This is a genomic window from Paraburkholderia sp. BCC1884 (assembly GCF_900996225.1).
GTDB lineage: Bacteria > Pseudomonadota > Gammaproteobacteria > Burkholderiales > Burkholderiaceae > Paraburkholderia.
On sequence record NZ_CAAJGL010000079.1, the window covers coordinates 581550 to 601178 of the forward strand.

Annotated in this window: 16 protein-coding genes; 8 read left to right on the forward strand and 8 right to left on the reverse strand. The window is 63.9% G+C overall.

Features of this window, described 5'->3' with window-relative positions:
- Positions 1-23: 23 nt before the first annotated feature.
- Entirely contained in the window at positions 24-326 is a 303-nt protein-coding gene (locus FQ705_RS18030; RefSeq protein WP_144143396.1) for a hypothetical protein, read from the forward strand.
- Between the two features lie 62 nt (positions 327-388).
- Here FQ705_RS18030 and FQ705_RS18035 read toward each other — a convergent pair whose 3' ends face one another.
- Positions 389-1342, reverse strand: coding sequence for a LysR family transcriptional regulator (locus FQ705_RS18035; protein WP_144143397.1), 954 nt, complete (start codon positions 1340-1342; stop codon positions 389-391).
- A gap of 157 nt (positions 1343-1499) precedes the next feature.
- On the opposite strand from FQ705_RS18035, the gene FQ705_RS18040 reads away from it, so the two are divergent.
- Both FQ705_RS18040 and FQ705_RS18045 read left to right on the forward strand, forming a co-directional pair.
- Positions 1500-2516, forward strand: a complete 1017-nt coding sequence (locus FQ705_RS18040; RefSeq protein WP_144143398.1) for a zinc-binding alcohol dehydrogenase family protein — start codon at positions 1500-1502, stop codon at positions 2514-2516.
- A 330-nt stretch (positions 2517-2846) separates the two neighbouring features.
- Complete coding sequence (locus FQ705_RS18045; RefSeq protein WP_144143399.1) at positions 2847-3410, forward strand: DUF6013 family protein; 564 nt, start codon at positions 2847-2849, stop codon at positions 3408-3410.
- Positions 3411-3446: 36 nt separating this feature from the next.
- On the opposite strand, the gene FQ705_RS18050 is transcribed toward FQ705_RS18045, so the two are convergent.
- The gene (locus FQ705_RS18050) at positions 3447-4259 is read right to left on the reverse strand and encodes an ABC transporter permease (protein ID WP_144143400.1); all 813 of its coding nucleotides are present in this window, start codon (positions 4257-4259) and stop codon (positions 3447-3449) included.
- The gene (locus tag FQ705_RS18055) at positions 4256-4969 is read right to left on the reverse strand and encodes an ATP-binding cassette domain-containing protein (protein WP_144143401.1); all 714 of its coding nucleotides are present in this window, start codon (positions 4967-4969) and stop codon (positions 4256-4258) included. Before FQ705_RS18055 ends, FQ705_RS18050 begins: the two co-directional genes overlap by 4 nt.
- A gap of 140 nt (positions 4970-5109) precedes the next feature.
- On the opposite strand from FQ705_RS18055, the gene FQ705_RS18060 reads away from it, so the two are divergent.
- Together FQ705_RS18060 and FQ705_RS34555 are read left to right on the forward strand one after the other, a co-directional pair.
- The gene (locus tag FQ705_RS18060; protein ID WP_144143402.1) at positions 5110-7602 is read left to right on the forward strand and encodes an AsmA family protein; all 2493 of its coding nucleotides are present in this window, start codon (positions 5110-5112) and stop codon (positions 7600-7602) included.
- Between the two features lie 2 nt (positions 7603-7604).
- The gene (locus tag FQ705_RS34555; RefSeq protein ID WP_260854554.1) at positions 7605-7730 is read left to right on the forward strand and encodes a hypothetical protein; all 126 of its coding nucleotides are present in this window, start codon (positions 7605-7607) and stop codon (positions 7728-7730) included.
- A gap of 140 nt (positions 7731-7870) precedes the next feature.
- Here FQ705_RS34555 and FQ705_RS18065 read toward each other — a convergent pair whose 3' ends face one another.
- Positions 7871-8365 carry a hypothetical protein gene (locus tag FQ705_RS18065; protein WP_144143403.1) on the reverse strand — a complete coding sequence of 165 codons (495 nt, stop codon included), beginning with the start codon at positions 8363-8365 and terminating at the stop codon, positions 7871-7873.
- Between the two features lie 357 nt (positions 8366-8722).
- Between FQ705_RS18065 and FQ705_RS18070 the strand changes: the two genes are divergently transcribed.
- The 3 genes from FQ705_RS18070 to FQ705_RS18080 all read left to right on the forward strand — a co-directional run bounded on the left by FQ705_RS18070 (position 8723) and on the right by FQ705_RS18080 (position 12986).
- Entirely contained in the window at positions 8723-10333 is a 1611-nt protein-coding gene (locus tag FQ705_RS18070; protein WP_144143404.1) for a sensor histidine kinase, read from the forward strand.
- Between the two features lie 53 nt (positions 10334-10386).
- Positions 10387-10938 (forward strand): response regulator, encoded by a 552-nt coding sequence (locus FQ705_RS18075; RefSeq protein ID WP_144143405.1) that lies wholly within the window; start codon positions 10387-10389, stop codon positions 10936-10938.
- Between the two features lie 74 nt (positions 10939-11012).
- A complete protein-coding gene (locus tag FQ705_RS18080; protein ID WP_144143406.1) occupies positions 11013-12986 on the forward strand; it encodes a response regulator in 1974 nt (657 codons plus the stop codon).
- 141 nt (positions 12987-13127) lie between these two features.
- Here FQ705_RS18080 and mscL read toward each other — a convergent pair whose 3' ends face one another.
- The 4 genes from mscL to mfd form a co-directional block, all read right to left on the reverse strand.
- On the reverse strand, positions 13128-13574 hold the full coding sequence (gene mscL, locus FQ705_RS18085) for a large conductance mechanosensitive channel protein MscL (RefSeq protein WP_144143407.1): 447 nt from the start codon (positions 13572-13574) through the stop codon (positions 13128-13130).
- A gap of 88 nt (positions 13575-13662) precedes the next feature.
- Positions 13663-14697, reverse strand: coding sequence for a threonine/serine dehydratase (locus FQ705_RS18090; RefSeq protein ID WP_144143408.1), 1035 nt, complete (start codon positions 14695-14697; stop codon positions 13663-13665).
- A gap of 54 nt (positions 14698-14751) precedes the next feature.
- The gene (argE, locus tag FQ705_RS18095; protein WP_144143409.1) at positions 14752-15984 is read right to left on the reverse strand and encodes an acetylornithine deacetylase; all 1233 of its coding nucleotides are present in this window, start codon (positions 15982-15984) and stop codon (positions 14752-14754) included.
- 152 nt (positions 15985-16136) lie between these two features.
- Complete coding sequence (gene mfd / locus FQ705_RS18100; protein ID WP_144143410.1) at positions 16137-19619, reverse strand: transcription-repair coupling factor; 3483 nt, start codon at positions 19617-19619, stop codon at positions 16137-16139.
- Positions 19620-19629: the final 10 nt, after the last annotated feature.

Sequence of the window (19629 nt, forward strand, 5' to 3'; positions counted from 1 at the left end):
TCACCACGAAAAGGAGCATGACCATGAAGACCTCACCGCAATCCTCGGACGGCGACAAGCAGGCCGATCCGCACGCCACCAAGCATGCCCGTTCGATGCAGGATGCCGCTGCGCCGTTGCCGCACGAAGCCGATCAGAATCCCGAGTCGCAGCACGAGGACGGTCCGCGTCACGTGGGCAAGCAGGCGCATCGCGATCTCGAGCGCGGTCTGAAGGACACGGACCGGCGCGGCGGCGACGAGTATCAGCAAAAAACCCAGAACGACACGCACACCGACGTCAATTCCGACGGCAAAGCAGGCGGCGCGAAGCACGGCAAACACTGACGGCGCCCGCGTCTGCGCGCGTCTGTGAATCGCGCCCGCGTCTCCAGACGGCGCAGGCGCCGTCAGGCCGGCTCCCGGTCCCAGTAAGGCGGGTCGCCGAAATGCGCGATCAGGAAGTCGATGAAGGCGAGCGTCTTCGGCGGTACGAAGGCGCGGCTCGGATATACCGCCCAGATCGCGACTTGTTCGGCGAGCGGATACGTATCGAGTACGCCGACGAGTTCGCCGCTGCGCAGATAGGCTGCGACGTCCCAGGTCGATTTGAGCGCGATGCCAAAACCTGCCAGCAGCGCGTCGCGAATCACTTCGCCGTTGTCGCTGACGAGGCGTCCGTTCACGCGGACCGTCAGCGGGCCGGCGGGCGTCGTGAAGGCCCAGTCGCGCTGATCCGAGAGGATGACGCATTCATGCGCGGCAAGGTCCGACGGATGATGGGGCGTGCCGCGTGCGGCCAGATAAGCGGGCGACGCGCACAGCACGCGCCGGTTCACCGCCAATCGTCGGGCCACCAGCGAGGAATCCTTCAGAACGCCGATACGGATCGCCACGTCGATTCCGGCGTCGACGAGGTCGACCAGTTGATCGGTCAGCCGGAGATCGACGCTGACGCCGGGATGACGGCGCAAAAACTCGCTCAGCACCGGCGAGACATGCTGCCGCCCGAACGAGGAGGGCATCGTGACCCGCAGGCGGCCCTGCGGCTCGGTCTGGGCGCTGCCGACCGAAGCGCGCGCAGCGGCCGCCGCATCGAGCAGGGCCTCGGCGCGCGTCATGAATACTTCACCGTCCTGGGTGAGGCTGATGCGTCGCGTAGTCCGGTGCAGCAATCGCGCGCCGAGGAGCTTCTCGAGCTGCGCGATCCGCGAACTGGCCACCGCCGCCGACAACCCGAACTCTCGGCCGGCCGCCGATACGTTGGCGAGCAGCGCGGCGCGCACGAACAGCGCAACGTCGAGCAGATCGAGCCGCTCGCGCTCGCTGGACGCAGTGCGCGCAGACGTGGCCGGAAGGTCCATTCTTCTGAATTCCAAAAAGATGTTTCAGTCATTATGACGGTTTTATAAGAATAAGAACCGCCTTAGGATGGTGTCCATGGCATCGATGTGCTGCGACAGCGACTGGCGCGCAAGTCACATCGGGCCGTCCCTCTTATCTGAACGAACAGGAGCATCCATGAAAGCCGTTGGTCTTTATCGTTATCTGCCGATCGACCAAACCGAGTCGCTGATCGATGTCGACATTCCGAAACCCGAGGCCACCGGCCGCGATCTGCTCGTGAAAGTCGAGGCGATCTCCGTCAATCCGGTCGACACCAAAGTGCGTGCACCGAAAGACAAGGTCGAAGACACGCCGCGCGTTCTCGGTTGGGATGCCGCCGGCACCGTGGTCGCGGCCGGCCCGGACGTCACCTTGTTCAAAGTCGGCGACCCGGTGTTCTACGCGGGCAGCATCACGCGGCCCGGCGCCAACAGCGAGTTCCATCTGGTCGACGAGCGGATTGTCGGACGCAAGCCGGCATCGCTCGATTTCACGCACGCGGCCGCTTTGCCGTTGACGGCGATCACCGCCTGGGAAGCCTTGTTCGACCGCCTCGGCGTGTCGCCGCAAGGTGCCGACGAAGGCCGCACGGTGCTGATTTTCGGCGGCGCGGGCGGGGTCGGCTCGATCGGTATCCAGTTGGCCAAAAAGCTGGCGAAGCTCAAGGTGATTGCCACCGCCTCGCGTCCCGAGTCGGCGAAGTGGGCCACGGAGCTGGGCGCGGATCACATCGTCGATCACTTCGGCGACGTGCCCGCGCAACTGAAAGCGCTCGGCATCGACCAGGTCGATTACGTGTTGATGTTCAACGACACCGACAAGAATTTCCCGGTTGCCGCGCAAGTCATCGCGCCGCAAGGCGGGATCTGCACGATCGTCGAAAACGTCAAACCGGTGGCGGTCGAATTGCTCAAGGCAAAGAGCGCGGCATTCCACTGGGAACTCATGTTTACGCGCTCGATGTTCGGCACGCCCGACATGATCGAGCAGCACAAGTTGCTGACCGAGGTGGCGCGTCTGATCGACGCCGGCACCTTGCGCACGACCGTCGGCGACAACTTCGGCACGATCAACGCGGCGAATCTGCGCCGTGCGCATCAACTGCTCGAGCAAGGGCGCGCGATTGGCAAGCTGGTGCTAACCGGCTTCTGATTTCCGCGACGTTTCGATGACAGCGCATGGCCGGCGTCGCAGCATTGCGCGCCGGCCATTTTCATTGGATACGCCGTGCCGCGCGACGATCTGGCGAGATTAACGCCGTGGTCCGCCGCGCGCAGAAAATGCCTTTGCGCAAGCGGGTTAACACCCGATCTTTGCGCAGCGCGCGCGGCCGCGCTTGGCGTTAGACTGGCAGGGCATCATGCTAAAACAGTTGCGTGTCTCGCGGCCCCGGCTGGCCATGGGCGGTTCAGGTTCAGTCAGGCGGCGCACAGGCAGTAGCGCTGAAGTGAGCGCGCAGCGGCACAACAACGAGGTGACAGTATGAGCTCAAGCTTCAAACTCTCCGCCGTGTCCGTTGTCGCTTCTCTCGCCTGCGCGCTCGCGCCCGGCATGCTCGTGACGATGGCGCACGCCGCCACGCCGATCACGGTGACATCGCAATCCGCGCTCGACGGTCCGATCCGTTACACGGTCCGCGTCACGTCGAAGCAGTTCGGCAATTCACAGGAAACCCGCACGATCCGCTCCGGCGAATCGGACGACTTCACGTGGAAAACCGTGCCGCCAGGCGGTCCGGTCGCCGCCACCGACGCTTGCCCGAACTACGCATCGCTGCCGATCGATACCAACGGCGCGATGATCCGGCAAACGCAGATCCGCTTCGCCCCGGTCGTCGCGACCGACGGCACCGCGAGCGTGCAGTTGAGCTTCCAGGCGCAGACGCCGCACGGTGTGAAGAGTGTGACGAGCGGCGGCAAAACGCTGCAGTGTCCGAACGACGTCACCGTCAGTCAGATTCTGCGTTTTACGATGCCGGTCAACGGCAGCACGAAAACGCTCACGCTCAACGACGGCACCGAAGTCGCGGTCAGCGCGAAGCGCTAGCCCTGTCGCTCGAAGCGGGCGTGCACCCGGCACGGCTCATCGCCGTGCCGTGGTTCGTTTGCGTTCGACCAGCCGCGCCGACAGAAACCGGTGCTCCGCCGAAAAAAGCCGCCGGTACGTGAGCAGCACCGCGCCCACCGTCCCCAGTGCGGACGACGCGGCGATCAGGAACATGATTACGATCTGATAGCGCACCGCCTGCAAGGGCGACTGACCGGCAAGCACCTGGCCGGTCATCATGCCGGGCAGGCTCACCACGCCGACCACCGCCATCTGATTGAGCGTCGGCATCATGCCCGCGCGCACGGCCTGGCGCGCGGGCATCTGGGCGGCTTCCCAGCGCGTCGCGCCGAGTGCGAGCGCCATGTCGACGCGATCGCGCCGCGCGGTCAACTCCTCGGTCATCCGTTCGATGCCGAGCGAGACGCCGGTGAGCGTATTGCCGAGGATCATGCCGAGAATCGGAATCGCATATTGCGGCTCGTACCACGGGTGAATGCGGATCACGACGAAGAGACCCACGGCCGCCACCAGCCACGAACTGACCCAGATCGACAGCACGCTGTCCGCGCGTTGTCCGGCATAGGTGCGGCTGCCGCGCTGCGCGCCCGCGAAGCCCGCGATGAGCGTCATCAGGATCATCAGCGGCAGCACCACGAACCAGTGGTCGTAGCGGAACACCCAGCCGAGCACGTAGCCGATCGCCAGCAACTGCACGACGGTGCGCAACGCCGCCCACGCGAGTTGCCGCTCGAGGTCCAGCTTTAGCGCGACCGACACTACGCCGTTCACGACGATCAGCAGTGCGGCGATCGCGACGTCCCAGAGACTCAGGTTTTGCAAAGTCATGGACGACGCTCCGGAAGAACAGTGGGCGCCGCCGCGGTCTCGTCGAGCACGCCCGCGCGCATCGTCAGATGCCGCCCGCTCATGCGCGCGGCTTGCGCCGGATCGTGCGACACCCACATCGACGCATGGCGCGCGGGTGCCGCCGCGAACCACGCGTGCACCAGTCCTTCGATGGCATGCGAGGACTCGGGGTCGAGCGAGGCGGTGGGTTCATCGAGCAGCAACACTTCCGGAGCGAGTTGCAGCACGCGGATCAGCGCGGTGATCTGTGCCTCGCCGCCGGACAGTTCGCTCGCGCGCTTGTCGAGAAAATCGGCGCCGCGGCCGGCTTGCGCCACGAGATTCGCCGCCAGTGCACGATCGAAACGCACGTCGCGATAGACGCGCAACTCGAATGGATACCGCAGATTGTCTTCCACGCTGCCGTCGACCAAAGCGGGCCGTTGCCGGATATACGCGACGTTGCGCCGGTAGCGCGGAATCGCCGTGCGCTCGACCGGCGCGCCATGCCACATGATGCGCCCCGCATCGAGTGGATCGAGCAGCGCGAGCGCGCGTAGAAACACGCTCTTGCCCGAGCCCGAAGGCCCGGTGATCGCCACGCGCTCGCCGCCGTGCAGGGCGAAGGTGGTCGGCTGCAGCAGCGTCTGGGCGCGTAGCGCATCGTGCCGGGCGATGCCGTCGGCGAAGACGAAGGGAACGTCGGTCATGGATCGGGTGTGGGGTAGCAAGCGCGTCAGCATCATAAATCAGGTCCCCGCGTCGCGACGCGCCTGACGCGAAAGCGGACCGGTTCGGGCACGTTACGTGCTGGTTGGAGCACAACGTAGAAAAACCGTGGAGCCTCTCAATGGCAGTGTCGAGCACGATCGGAAGGCGGATCGGAAAAATCATCGCGTGGCTGTTGGCGATTATCGTCATTCTGGTTGTCGCGCTGGTCATTTTCATCCTGATCTTCGACTGGAACCGGGCGCGTCCCTATATCGACGACAAAGTCACGCAGGCGATCGGCAGACCGTTCGCGATCAATGGCGATCTGAAAGTAGGCTGGAAGCATCCGGTCGGCGAAACCGGCTGGCGCGCCTGGGTTCCCTGGCCGCGCTTCTCCGCGGCCAACATCACCGTCGGCAATCCCGACTGGACCAAACAGCCGCAGTTCGCCACGCTCGACGAAATCGACTTCGAAGTCATGGTGCTGCCGCTGCTCGCGCATAACATCGTGATTCCCGCGATCAATCTCGTGAACCCGTCGGTGGATCTCGAACGCCTGCTCGACGGGCGCAACAACTGGACCTTCAAGCTGGCGTCGTCCAGCGGACCGTCGGAGTGGAAGCTCGAACTGCACGACATCGCCTTTGCCAAGGGCAATATCGCGCTGTCCGACCAGCAGAAGAAGGTCGAGATGCAGATGGTGATCGACACGCTCGGCCAGCCGATTCCGATCGGCGAGGCGATGAAGCAGCAGGAAGCGGCGTCGCGCAGTGCCTCGGCGGAAGCGATCGGTAAAGCGGGCGCCAGCAAGCTGACGGCGCAGGCCAATGCCCAGGCTGCGTCGGAGGCGGCTGCGGCATCGGCGGCAGCGGCGTCGGGCGCGTCGTCGACCGATATCACGGCATCTGGCACGACGGCCGCGACGGGTGCCTCGGGCGCGCTGGTGGCGGGCGGCTCCAGCGGCGCGAGCGCGGCGCTCAGCGAAGGTGCGAGCGGGGCGGCGATAGCGTCGGCGCCGGGTTCGGGCGCGAGTGCGGCCAGCACCGAAGCAGCCGCGAAGCGGGAGATCCCGCCGTACGCCATCGGCTGGACCATCAAAGGAACGTACAACAAGACGCCGGTGTCCGGCAGCGGCAAGGTCGGCGGCGTGCTCGCCTTGCAGGACGCCGACCGGCCGTTCCCCGTGCAGGCCGACGTGAAGGCGGGCGATCTGCATGTCGGGCTGGTCGGCACGATCACCGATCCGACGCATCTCGCGGCGGTCGATCTGCGCCTCTGGCTGCAAGGCAACAGCATGGCGCGTCTCTATTCGCTGACCGGCGTGACCTTGCCCGACACGCCGCCCTATGCTACCGAGGGGCGTCTGGTGGGCCAGTTCAAGGAAAGCGGCAACGTCTTCAAGTATGAAAATTTTACAGGCCGGGTGGGCGGCAGCGATCTGAACGGTTCACTGACCTATACGGCGCGCCAGCCGCGTCCCTTGCTGCAGGGTGAGCTGGTGTCGCATCTGCTGCAGTTCTCCGACCTCGCTCCGGTGATCGGCGCGGACTCGAACGCCAGCAAGGCCAAGCGCGGCGACGCCACGGCCCAGCCGTCGAACAAGGCACTGCCGGTCGAGGAGTTCCGCACCGACCGCTGGAAGGCGATCGACGCCGACGTGAAGTTCACCGGTCGGCGCATCGTCAAGGACGCGAATCTGCCGATCACCGATCTGTACACGCACGTCGTGATGACCGATGGCGTGCTGTCGCTGGAACCGTTGAAATTCGGCGTGGCGGGCGGCTCGCTCGCCTCGGACATCCATCTCGACGGCAGCACGACGCCGCTCAAAGGACGTTTCGCGACCTCGGCCCGGCATCTGAAGCTCAAGCAACTGTTCCCGAACTTCAAGACGATGCAGAACGCGCTCGGCGAAATCAACGGCGACGCCGCCCTGACCGCCACGGGCAATTCGCCCGCTGCGCTCGCGGCGACTTCGAACGGCGAGGTGAAGGCGCTCGTCACCGACGGCACGGTGAGCCGGCTGATCATGGAGGCGGCCGGGCTGAACGTGGCGAACGTGGTGTACGAAAAGCTGTTCGGCAATCGCGATGTCCGGATCAATTGCGCGGCGGCCGATTTCGTCGCGACCAATGGCGTGCTCGACTCGCGTGTCTTCGCACTCGATACGGACGACGCGGTGATCAACATCGACGGCAATGTGAATTTGCGCGACGAGTCGATGGATCTCGGCGTGCATCCGCATACCAAGGGGTTCCGCGTGTTCTCGCTGCGCTCGCCGCTGTATGTGAAAGGTACCTTCAAGGACCCGCACGTGGGGGTGAACGCAGCCGCGCTGGCGCTACGTGGCGGCGCGGCCGTGGGGCTCGGCCTGATCAACCCGTTCGCGGCGTTGATTCCGCTGCTCGCGCCCAGCAACAACAAGCCGCTGCCGTGCGGGCAATTGCTCGCTCAGGTTCGTCAGGCGCCGACGGCGCCGCCGCCTGGCGTCAAGCAGCAACCGAAGGCGGCGATTTCGCTGGATGGCGCGCCGGTCAACAAGTCTTCAGGCGGCAAGTCGGCGCCTGCTGCGGCCGATAAAAAGCCGGCGACGCTGTCGCCGGCCAGTGCGGCCGAATACAAGGGGAGCTGACCGTGTCTTCCTTATTGCCTGTGCACTGGTGGGACTGGACCTTCGGCGGCGGTTTGTCGATGGTCTTTCTCTGGCTGATCAGCGTGGCGCCCGCGCGCGGGCGCTTCCATGAAACGCTCGGGAAGTAGGGCGCCCTGCCTGAAGACGGACCTGAAGACGGACCTGAAGACGGAGAGACGACAACGCCGCTGTTGACCCGTCTGAACGTGACAGGGACAGCGGCGGCGTTGCAGGAATCTGAAATTGCTGCCTGACCTAACCGGTCGGGCTATCTGAGCGAACGCGGGGCGGCGTCGCCCGCTGCATCCTGGCGGCGCACGCCACGACGCGTTCCGCCGACGCGGGTTGCGCCGAATTCCGCGAGGATCTTGCCGCGCGCGCGGCTGGCGAACACCAGGAAACCGAAACCGTCGGCTTCGTACCAGTAGCCGCCGTTCTCGAGTCCGTCGAGCGGCTGTTCCAGCGCGTTGGTGATGGATTCGACGCAACGCCGACGTAACTCGGCGGGGGCGGGATAGGGTGGTTGTGCGCCGCGCACGCTGCACAGGAGCACGTCGAGCCCAGGCAATACATGCGCATAAAGGACGGGCTCGTCTTGCGCACGGGCGCGCGCAATCTTGGTGTCGAGCTGACTGAACGGTTTGAAATGCCGTAGTACCGCGAGGAACGACTCATCGCCGTCCACCTTCGCGCGCCTACGCTTTTTCGGGAAGGACATAAAAATTCGCCTGAAAAAGAATTGCAAAAAACGCAGCGTCCTCATGCGACAACTCCCGGCTTCGCGCGCCGCACGTCGATCTTTTATAGCATACGACAAGGCCGGATTCACGATGATTCGACGACTACGCCGCTCCACCGCCTCCCGCACGAATCATGCCGAACCGCCTCGCCGCGCGCTTTCGCTTCCCAGCACATCTGTTTCCATCATAGACGCACGTTGCGCCGAAAAATCATCTCATACCAATAAAAAAGTCACTTTTATGTGGGGCAGCGCTTCTTGCCGCGACATTGAAATATCTCGAATTCACGTCGATAATGGCCCGTCCGGCTGCGCCGTGCCGTGGCCGGTCCGCGCGAGCCGCCGCAGTGCGAGTGACCCTTCGCGACCCTTCGGGCGAACATGAAACTATTCACCAAGGGTTTGCTGCTGATCGCGGTGCCGAGCGTGGTCGAGCTGGCGCTTCTTGGCGTCGTCTTCGATACCCAGGAGCAGACGGCGCAGGCCGCGCAATGGGTCACCAATAGCAAGCAGATCCTCTATCAGTCGTCGGCGATCGTCGACCCGTTGCTGCGTCAGGCGGCGCGGGTACGCACGGGCATGGTGACGGGCGACGCCACCTTGATCGATCGCCATACGGTATGGGTCGACCTCGGCGACCGTCTCGCGAATCTCGATGCGCTGGTGGCCGATACGCCGCAGCAGGTCCAGCGCGTGCACGCGATGCAGCAGGCAATCGACGCGTACCGGGCGCAGACGGTCGAAATTTCGAAACTGCTGCATGCCGGGCGCAGCCCGGCTTCATTTGCCGCGCGCGACACCGACGCGTTGCCGCAGCAGATCGCCGTGTTTCGCGACCAACTCGCCGCTTTCGGCGACGAGGCCGCGCGGCTCGATGCCGACCGTGGCGCGGCGCTCACGCGGCGTCGCGAGCGTCAGCAATATGCGTTGATCGCCGCCGTGCTCGGCTCGATGCTGATCTGGGCGGCCACGGCGGTGGTGTTTTCACGCGGCATCGGGCGGCGGCTGGAAGTGCTGACCGACAACGCCGAGCGTCTGGGCAACGGACGGCCGCTCGCCGCGCCGCTCTCGGGCAACGACGAAATCGCCGCGCTCGACGCCGTGCTGCACCAGACGGGCGCGCGTCTGCGCGAGGCGGAAGCCGAACAGGTCATGCTGAAAACGCGGCTCGAAGCACGGGCGCGCGAACTGGCGGGCGTGAACGAAGAACTGCGCCAGGAGACGCAGGATAATGAAATGTTTATCTACAGCGTGTCGCACGATCTGCGCTCGCCGCTGGTGAACCTGCAAGGCTTTTCGAAGGAACTGCAGGTCTCGTGCGATGAACTGGACAGCGTCGTCGAGGCGGCGAAACTGCCCGAAAAGGAACATCGACGCATGGCGCATATTCTCGATGGCGACGTGCGCGAATCCTTGCAATATCTGCGCACCGCGGTGACACGCGCGGCGGCCATCATCGAGGCGTTGTTGCGGATTTCGCGCGCTGGCCGGCTCGAATATCAGTGGCAGCGCGTGAGTGTCGGGCGGGTCGTGGGACGAGTGGTCGACGCCCAGCAGGCGGCGATCCAGCAACGTGCGGCGGTGATCACAGTGCGCGAATTGCCGCCGGTCTGGGGCGATCCCGGCGCGGTCGAACAGATTTTCAGTAACCTGATCGGCAACGCGCTGAATTATCTCGATCCGGCGCGCAATGGGCGGATCGAAGTCGGCGCGCTGGAGCCCGAACCCGTCGACGAAACCGAGCCGCGCGCCGCGCGCATGCGAACCTACTACGTGCGCGACAATGGTCTCGGGATTCCGGCCGCGTATATGTCGAAGGTGTTCCGGGCATTCCAGCGTCTGCATGGCGACATCGTCAGCGGCGAAGGGATCGGTCTCGCGGTGGTGCGGCGTACCGTGGAGCGGCATGGCGGGCGCGTGTGGGTCGAGTCGGCGGAAGGGGCGGGGTCGACCTTTTTCGTCGTGCTGCCGGAGCAGCCCGCGCGTCTCTGAGCCAGTATGACCAACAACGATGTGCATCAACGAAACGTGAATGCGGAGAGCGTATGAGTCACGGGGAAACGGTCAGCATCGTATTGATCGAGGATGACGACGGCCATGCCACGCTGGTCGAGCGCAATCTGCGTCGCGCCGGGATTTCCAACGGTTTCGTGCGCTTTCGCGACGGTCAGCAGGCGCTGGATTATTTTTTCGGGCCGGCTGTCGCGGGTACGTCGGCTGGCACGCCGGTGGGCACTGCGGCGGGCGCCGCCGCGAGTCCGGCCGGCAGTCCGCCAGCCGGTGCGCCGCCCAGCGCCTTGCCCGCGCCCGAGGATCTGACCAATCTCGTCGTGCTGCTCGATCTGAAAATGCCGCGGGTGGACGGCTTCGAAGTGCTGCGGCGGCTGAAAGATTCCCCGCTGACGGCCTCGGTGCCGGTGATCGTGCTGACCACGACCGACGATCCGCGTGAAATCGCGCGATGCTACGAACTCGGCTGCAACGTCTACATCACCAAGCCGGTCGAATACGATGCATTCATCGAGGCGGTGCGCCGTCTCGGCTTTTTCCTGCAAGTGGTCAAATTGCCCTCGGGACATCGTCTCGCGGCGCCTTAAACGGCTCGCATGAAGCCGACCGAAAGCCGCGCATGACAAGATAGTCCATCAGACCTAGCCAAAGAAGACTCCGCATGACCGAAGAAGTGTCCACGCAGCACGCCGCGTATGTGCTGGTCGTCGATGACGACGAAGGCATCCTGCGGCTCGCGCGCAAATCGCTCGAGCGCGCGGGTTGCCGCGTCGCGATCTGCGCCGGCGTCGAAGCCGCCCGCGAGCGCCTCGCCGAGGGCGGCCCCGACCTGCTCGTGCTCGACTATCAACTGAGCGGTCCCGAAACCGGGCTCGACTTTTTCCGTCGCCTGCGTTCGGAGGGCGTGCGCATTCCGGCCATCCTCGTGACCGGCTTCACCGACGAATCCCGGGTGATCGAGGCATTGCGCGCCGGCGTTTCCGACGTGGTGCCGAAATCCGGCGATTACCTTGGCTATCTGCCCGAAGCGGTGGAGCGGGTGCTCTCGCAGGTGCGTCTGCAACGAGCCTCGGACGAAGCCCTGCTGCTGCGCGATCGCGAGCAACATTACCGCACCTTGTCGGAGGCGCTGCCGCACCTCGTCATGACCTGCGACGCGGCGGGCGATTGCGATTTCCTCTCGAAACAGTGGCACGACTACACGGGCCTGGCCGAGCACGCCTCGCTCGGTCTGGCCTGGCTCGAAGCGGTGCATCCGGGCGATCGCGAGGAAATTCGCCGCAGCTGGCTGAAAGCCGTGACGAACCGCGCCGACGACTACCGGCACGAACTGCGGATTCGCCGCCACGACGGCGAGTACCGCTGGTTCGACGCGCGCGTGGTGGCGATGCGCGACGCCGAGGGCAACGTCAGCAAATGGTTCGGCAGTTTCACCGACATTCATCCGCAGCGCGAGGCGATCGAGGAACGCGAACGGCTGCTCGCCTCGGAGCAGGCCGCCCGCCAGACCGCCGAGGACGCGAATCGCGCCAAGGACCGCTTTCTGGCCATGCTGTCGCACGAATTGCGCACGCCGCTCACGCCGGTTCTGGCGGGCGCCAGCGTGCTGGAGATGATCCCCGGGCTGCCCGACCAGGCGCGCGCGAGCGTGCGCATGATTCGCCGCAATGTCGAACTCGAGGCGCGGCTCATCGACGATCTGCTCGACCTCACGCGGGTGGCGAACGGCAAGCTGCGGTTGTCGCTGGAAACCGTCGACGTGCACGATGTGATGGACAGCGTGCTCGAACTCTTTCGCAGCGAGATTCAGGTCAAGCAGCAGGACGTCCACGTCCAGAAGAACGCCGTGCATCATTTCGTGCTGGCCGACCGCGCGCGCTTGCAGCAGATGCTATGGAACCTGATTCGCAACGCCGCCAAGTTCACGCCGGACGGCGGCCACATTTATGTCCGCACGCGCGACGAGCGCATGCACGTGCAGATCTCGGTCGAGGACACGGGAATCGGGATCGAGCCTGAGCAGATCGGCAAACTGTTCAACGCCTTCGAGCAGGGCGATCAGAACAACACGCGGCAGTTCGGCGGGCTGGGATTGGGACTCGCCATCACCAGGGCGCTGACCGATGTGCACGGCGGCACGGTCATCGCACAAAGCCCTGGCGCGCACTGCGGCGCCACCTTTACGATCACCTTGCCGACCGCTGCGCCGCCCGCGCCGGTCTCGCCGATGCCGGTGATGGAGGAAGTGCATCCGGCAGGCCTGCTGAATATTCTGCTGATCGAAGACCACGTGGACACCGCCGAGGTGATGGACCAACTGATTCGCAGCCTCGGTCACGAAGTCACGACGGTAGGCCGCGTGGACGACGCGCTGGCCGCGACCCAGTTGCAGACCTTCGATCTGGTTGTCAGCGATGTCGGTTTGCCGGATGGCACCGGCCTCGATTTCATCAAGGCGTTCCGCGAAAGGTCGGACGTGCCCGCCGTGGCGCTGACCGGATTCGGTACCGATGAGGACGTGCGTCGTTGTCTGAGCGCCGGTTTTTCTTCGCATCTGACCAAGCCTGTCAATTTCGGCCAGCTCGAAGCGATGATCGAAGGCGCGGTGCATCAGAAGGCGCAGAAGGAAAAGTAAGCGGAAACGCTGCTTGAACGGACGATTGCGTGGCTCGGACCGGAATGAAAAAAGCCTGTTGCGATTGTTTTCGCAACAGGCTTTCTTTTGGGTTCTGTCGGAATTGGCTAGTGCGATATTACGCATGCCATGGCCGAAACTTTAACGCGGCGAGTTCCTCAGCGAATCGCGGATTTCACGCAGCAGAAGAACGTCTTCCGGTGTGGGCGGCGGTTCTGCCGGAGCGGCTTCAGCAGGTTTGCGCAGATTATTGATGAACTTCACCATGATGAAAATGATGAACGCGAGAATGATGAAGTTGATCAGGACGGTGATGAACGAGCCATAACCGAATACCGCCACGCCTGCGGTCTGCAGATCTTTATACGATTCCGGACTGCCTTTGAACGTGGGCGGAATTTCGCCGAGCCGAATGAATTTGTTGGAGAAATCGAGGCCGCCGGTGGCAAGGCCGACAACCGGCATGATCAGGTCTTTAACAATTGAATTGACGATGGTGGAGAATGCGCCGCCGATAATCACACCGACCGCGAGATCCATTACGTTGCCCTTTAGGGCGAATTCTTTAAATTCCTTAACCATGCTCATAGGGGTTCCTCCCAGAAGTCGATAATCGAATGATACCAACCTGAGAAGGATAGGCTAGTGTTTTAGCCCGGAAAGCGATGATCGTTTTTTATTCTGGGAACTGTGACTCACCATGACGCGCTCTTTCGATATGCGCGGCAAAACTGACCGGATCGGTATTGGTCCCGCACAGCAGAACGCCGACCCGTTTGCCTTGCAGCTTTTCGCGCAACGGGCCGAGCAGTGCCGCGGTGGCGGCCGCGCAAGCCGGCTCCACGGCGAGCTTCAGTTGTCCGAACAAGGTCAGCATGGCCGCGCGCAATTCGTCGTCTGACACCGTGACGAGCTGGTCGATATGGCGACGGCACAACTCGTAGCTGTATTCCTCGGTGTGCGGCGACATGAGCGAATCGGCGATGCTGTGCATGTGGCCCATCCTGATCGTGTGATTGGCGGCGAAGCTCTTGCCCATCACATCCGAGCCTTCGGGCTCGACGCCGTACACATGCACGCGCGGATTCGCCAGACGCATGGCCGTGGCGACACCGGCCGCGAGACCGCCGCCGCCGATCGGCAGAACCACCGCTTCGAGGTCGGGCGTTTGCGTGGCCCATTCGTAGCCGAGCGTGGCCGAGCCCAGCACCGTGCGATAGCCATTGAACGGATGCACGAAGTAGCGGCCTTCTTCGGCCTCGATCCGGCGCACCAGTTCGAACGCCTCGGCGATGTCTTCAGCAAACACGATCTCGGCACGATATTGCCGGCACAGCGCGACGCGCGCCGGATTGGCCGCATGAAACAGCACGACCTTGGCGCTGATGCCGAGGCGCATCGCCGCATAAGCGACGGCCACCGCATGATTGCCACCCGATACGCAGGTGACACCCGCGCTGCGTTGCGCTTCGTCGAGCGCAAGCAGGTTGGTGAACGCGCCGCGCGCCTTGAAGCTGCCACCGGCCTGCAACAACTCGAACTTGAAGTTCACCACCGTGCCTTCGAGCGATGCGAAATCGAGCCGGTCGAAGACCGGCGTTCGCGTCACCCACGGCGTCAACGCAAAATGCTGCGTCGCGATGTCGTCGAGCGTGGGAATCGGCTCGCCGTCGATCGTGTGATCGGTGTGCTGTGGCGTGGCGGTGGACATGGCGTGGGCGTGAGTTAGTCGATAGATATCAGACTCTTTTTCAGGCGCACAGTTTCAATGCGCGTGGGCTTCCACCGACATGCTGTGAATGAGTTTTTGCAGGAAGCGCTCGCATGCCACCAACTGATCCAATGCGACGAATTCGTTCGCCTTGTGAGCCTGCTCGATGTCGCCGGGGCCGCAGAGAATGCTCGGAATGCCTGCCAGCGAAAACAGGCCCGCTTCGGTGCCATAGGCCACCTTGCGCTTGTCCTGGTCGGCGGTGAGTGCGCGCACGAGTTGGGTGATCGCCGCTTGTTCAGACGAATCGAGGCCCGGCGCCGCAGCGATTCTGGTGATTTCGATGGCGGCCGAAGGATGCTCGCGCAACATTTTCGGCAGCAGCGTTTCACGTGCGTACTGTTCGATACGCGCGAAGATCGGCTCCGGATCGAGCGTGGGCAGATTGCGGAATTCGAACTGGAATTTGCATTCGGCCGGCACGGTATTCAACGCATTGCCGCCGCTGATCGTGCTGGTTTGCGAGGTGGTGAAGGGCACGTCGTAGAGTTCGTCGAACGGGCCTTGCTCGCGGAACTGATCGGCCATATCGCGGATATAGCAGATCAAACGCGCGGCGTATTCGATGGCGTTCAGGCCCTTCGGCGTGAGCGACGAATGGGCGGCGTGACCGCGCACGCAGCACTGGTAAGCGTTGATGCCCTTGTGCGCCACGATCGGGCGCATGCTGGTCGGCTCGCCGACGATGCAACCGTCCGGCTTCACGCCGCGCTTCATCAGATCGTTGATCATGAGCGGCGCGCCCGCGCAACCGACTTCTTCGTCGAACGAAAGCGCGAAGTGAATCGGCCTGGCCAGCTTGGTGCGCTGCATTTCCGGCACCAGCGAGAGCGCCGCGCCGATAAAGCCCTTCATGTCGCAAGTGCCTCGGCCATACAGTTTGTCGCCGCGAATCTCAGGCTTGAACGGGTCGCTGTCCCATTGCTGGCCGTCCACGGGCACGACATCGGTGTGGCCCGACAGCACCACGCCGCCATTGGTCTCGCCATTGTGAGCGGGGATGGTCGCGAACAGGTTGGCCCATTTGCCGCTTGCGTCGTGCGTGAGCGTGGCTTCCACACCGACGGCGCGCAATTCGTCGCGCACGGTTTCGATCAGACCGAGGTTCGGATTGCGGCTGACCGTGTCCATCGACACGAGGCGGGTGACCCAGGGGAGGGAGGCGGGCGTTGTGGAATTCGAAGCAGACGACTGCGAGGACTGCGCTGATTCAGCGACGTGAGACATGACAAGACTCCGGCATTTTAGTCTTTCGATCATACCTAAAATAAATGAGTCCGTATGCTGCGGGGCGCGTTTGCGCACCGCAGCATGAACGAAAAAACACTAGACGTCCCGCGTTTTTCGCACCGCGCGAACGCCGCGCGAAACCGCGAAGTTCAGCGGGCAGACGCGGGCGTTGCGGTGCCGCGGCTCGGCGAGCCCAGCGCGCGCAAGGTTTCCTTGACCGTGGCAACCCGCACCGTGAGATCGGGGCTGCGCGTTTCAATGCGCAGCTTGTCCTGTCCCGCGAGCTTGATGTGCTTGTGTTTCTGCACCATCTCGATGATCCGCATGGCGTCGACTGGCGGGTTGGGGATGAACTGCAAAGCGATCACCGTTTCGCCCGCGTCGATCTTCGAAATACCCAGAGGCTTGGCCGCGAGCCGCAAGCGATGAGTCTCGACCAGCGCATGCGCTTGCGGCGGCAACTTGCCGAAACGGTCGATCAACTCCTCCTGAATGCCGTCGATCGAATCGTTGTGCTCGCAATTGGCCAGGCGTTTGTACAGCGACAAACGCTCCTGCACATCGCCGCAATAATCGGCGGGCAGAATCGCCGGCGCGTGCAGATTGATCTCGGTGGTCGCGGCGAGCGGCGCGGTGAGGTCGGGCTCCTTGCCTTCCTTGAGCGCCTTCACCGCATCGTTGAGCATGTCGGTGTAAAGCTGGAAACCGATCTCGTGAATTTCGCCCGACTGCTTGTCGCCGAGCACTTCGCCCGTGCCGCGAATTTCGAGGTCGTGCATCGCCAGATAGAAGCCCGAACCGAGTTCTTCCATCTGCTGGATGGCTTCGAGCCGGCGTTGCGCCTGCTTGGTGAGCCCTTGCGGATCGTGCACGAGCAGATACGAGTACGCCTGGTGATGCGAGCGGCCGACGCGGCCACGCAACTGGTGCAATTGCGCGAGACCGAACTTGTCCGACCGATGGATCAGGATCGTGTTCGCGCTCGGCACGTCGATGCCGGTTTCGATAATCGTCGTGCACAGCAATACATTCGCACGTTGCGCGACGAAGTCACGCATCACGCGTTCGAGTTCGCGCTCGTGCATCTGGCCGTGCGCGACTGCGATACGTGCCTCGGGTACGAGCGCTTCGAGCATCTGCCGACGGTTTTCGATCGTCTCGACTTCGTTGTGCAGGAAGTAGACCTGGCCGCCGCGCTTCAACTCGCGCAACATGGCTTCGCGAATCACGCTGTCTTCTTCGCGGCGCACGAAGGTCTTGATCGCCAGACGCTTTTGCGGCGCGGTGGCGATCACGGAGAAATCGCGCAGGCCTTCGAGCGCCATGCCGAGCGTCCGCGGGATCGGCGTGGCGGTGAGCGTGAGCACGTCCACTTCCGCGCGCAGCGCTTTCAGGGCCTCTTTCTGACGCACGCCAAAACGGTGTTCCTCGTCGATGACCACGAGGCCCAGCCGCTTGAACTGCACGTCCGACGAGAGCAGTTTGTGCGTGCCGATCACGATGTCGATGTTGCCTTCGTTGATCTGCTGGATCGACGCGTTGACTTCCTTGGTCGACTTGAAACGCGACAGTTCGGCGATCCGCACCGGCCAGTCGGAGAAACGGTCGGTGAAGGTTTGCGTGTGCTGTTCGGCGAGCAGCGTAGTGGGCGAGAGGAGCGCCACCTGCTTGCCGCCCATCACCGCGATAAAGGCTGCGCGCAACGCCACTTCGGTTTTGCCGAAGCCGACGTCGCCGCACACGAGGCGGTCCATCGGCTTGCCGCTCGTCATGTCGCCGATCACGGCTGCGATCGCGGCGGCCTGGTCCGGCGTTTCTTCGAAGCCGAAGCTCTCGGCGAACTTCACATAGTCTTTCGGTTCGAGCGAGAACGCATGGCCTTCGCGCGCGGCGCGACGGGCGTACAGATTCAGCAATTCGGCGGCGGTGTCGCGAATCTGCTGTGCGGCCTTGCGCTTGGCTTTTTCCCACTGGCCCGAGCCGAGCGAATGCAGCGGCGCGCTTTCCGGATCGGCGCCGCTATAGCGCGAGATCACATGCAGTTGCGCGACCGGCACGTAGAGTTTGCTGTCGCCCGCGTATTCGAGGTGCAGGAACTCGGTATCGCCTTCGCCGAGATCCATCGTGACGAGGCCCATATAGCGGCCGATGCCGTGCTGCGAATGCACGACCGGATCGCCAATCTTCAACTCGGACAGATCGCGCACCATCGAATCGACGTTGCTCGCCTGTTCCTGGCGACGGCGTCCCGTACGACGCGCGAGCGGGCCGTACAGCTCCGTTTCGGTGATGACCGCGATGCCGTCGCCCGGCACGGCAAAGCCGTTGGCGAGCGGCGCGACGCCTAGCGAAAAACGGGCGTCGCCGAGCAGCCAGTCCTGGAAGCTGTCGCTCGAAGCCGGCCGCAGGTGATTGTCCGCAAACAGTTGCAGCAGCGTTTCGCGCCGGCCCGCCGATTCCGTGGCGAACAGCACGCGGTTCGGCGTGGTGTCGAGATACGCGCGCAGCGCTGCAACGGGATCTTCCGCATGGCGGTCGATTGCCAGATTCGGCAACGGGATCGACCAGCCGCCGCCCGCGTTGGACGGCAACGCGAGCCGCGCAAACGGCTTGGCGAGCGTAAAGAAATCTTCGTCCGAGAGGAACAGGCGCTGCGGTTCGAGAATCGGCCGGTCGCGATCGTGCGACAGGAAGTTGTAGCGCTGCTTCGTGTCGTTGGTGAAGCGCCGGATCGCCGCGTCCAGATCGCCGACGAAGGCGAGCTGCGCGCCTTCGGGCAGATAGTGGAACAGCGTGGCGGTGTCTTCGAAGAAGAGCGGCAGATAGTATTCGATGCCCGCCGACGGCACGCCGTTGCCGATGTCCTTGTAGATCGACGCGCGGCTCGGATCGCCCTCGAAGGTCTCGCGCCAGCGGCTGCGGAAGGCCGTGCGCGCGGCTTCGTCGAACGGGAATTCGCGGCCCGGCAGCAGGCGCACGTCTTTCACCGGGTAGAGGCTGCGCTGCGTGTCCGGGTCGAAGGCGCGGATCGAGTCGACCTGGTCGTCGAACAGGTCGATCCGGTACGGCAGCGGCGAGCCCATCGGATAAAGATCGAGCAACGAGCCGCGCACACAGTATTCACCCGGCCGCACCACCTGGCTCACGTGCTCGTAGCCGGCCAGCGTCAACTGCGCCTTCAGTTTGGCTTCGTCGAGGCGCTGGCCCTGCGAGAACGAAAAGGTGTAGGCCGCGAGGAACGACGCCGGCGGCATCCGGTAAAGCGCCGTGGTGGCGGGCACCAGCAGGATGTCGCAACGGCCTTCGCCCAGATCGTGCAGGGTGGCGAGGCGCTCGGAGACCAGATCCTGGTGCGGCGAAAAGGTATCGTAAGGGAGCGTTTCCCAGTCCGGCAGCAGGCGCACCCGCGCTTCGGGCGCGAAAAAGCCGATTTCCTGCGACAGACGCTGCGCATCGACGGCGCTTTCGCAGACCACCGCGAGCAGCGGCACCTTCTCGCGATAGGCGAGATGGTAGCGGGCGATCAGCAGCGCGTCGGACGAGCCGTGCGTGCCGTCGAAGGCGAAACGCTGGCCGGCCTTGACGAGGGCGACGGGCGGGGAGGACTGCGATGATGCGGCGATGTCTGGCATAAATGAGAAA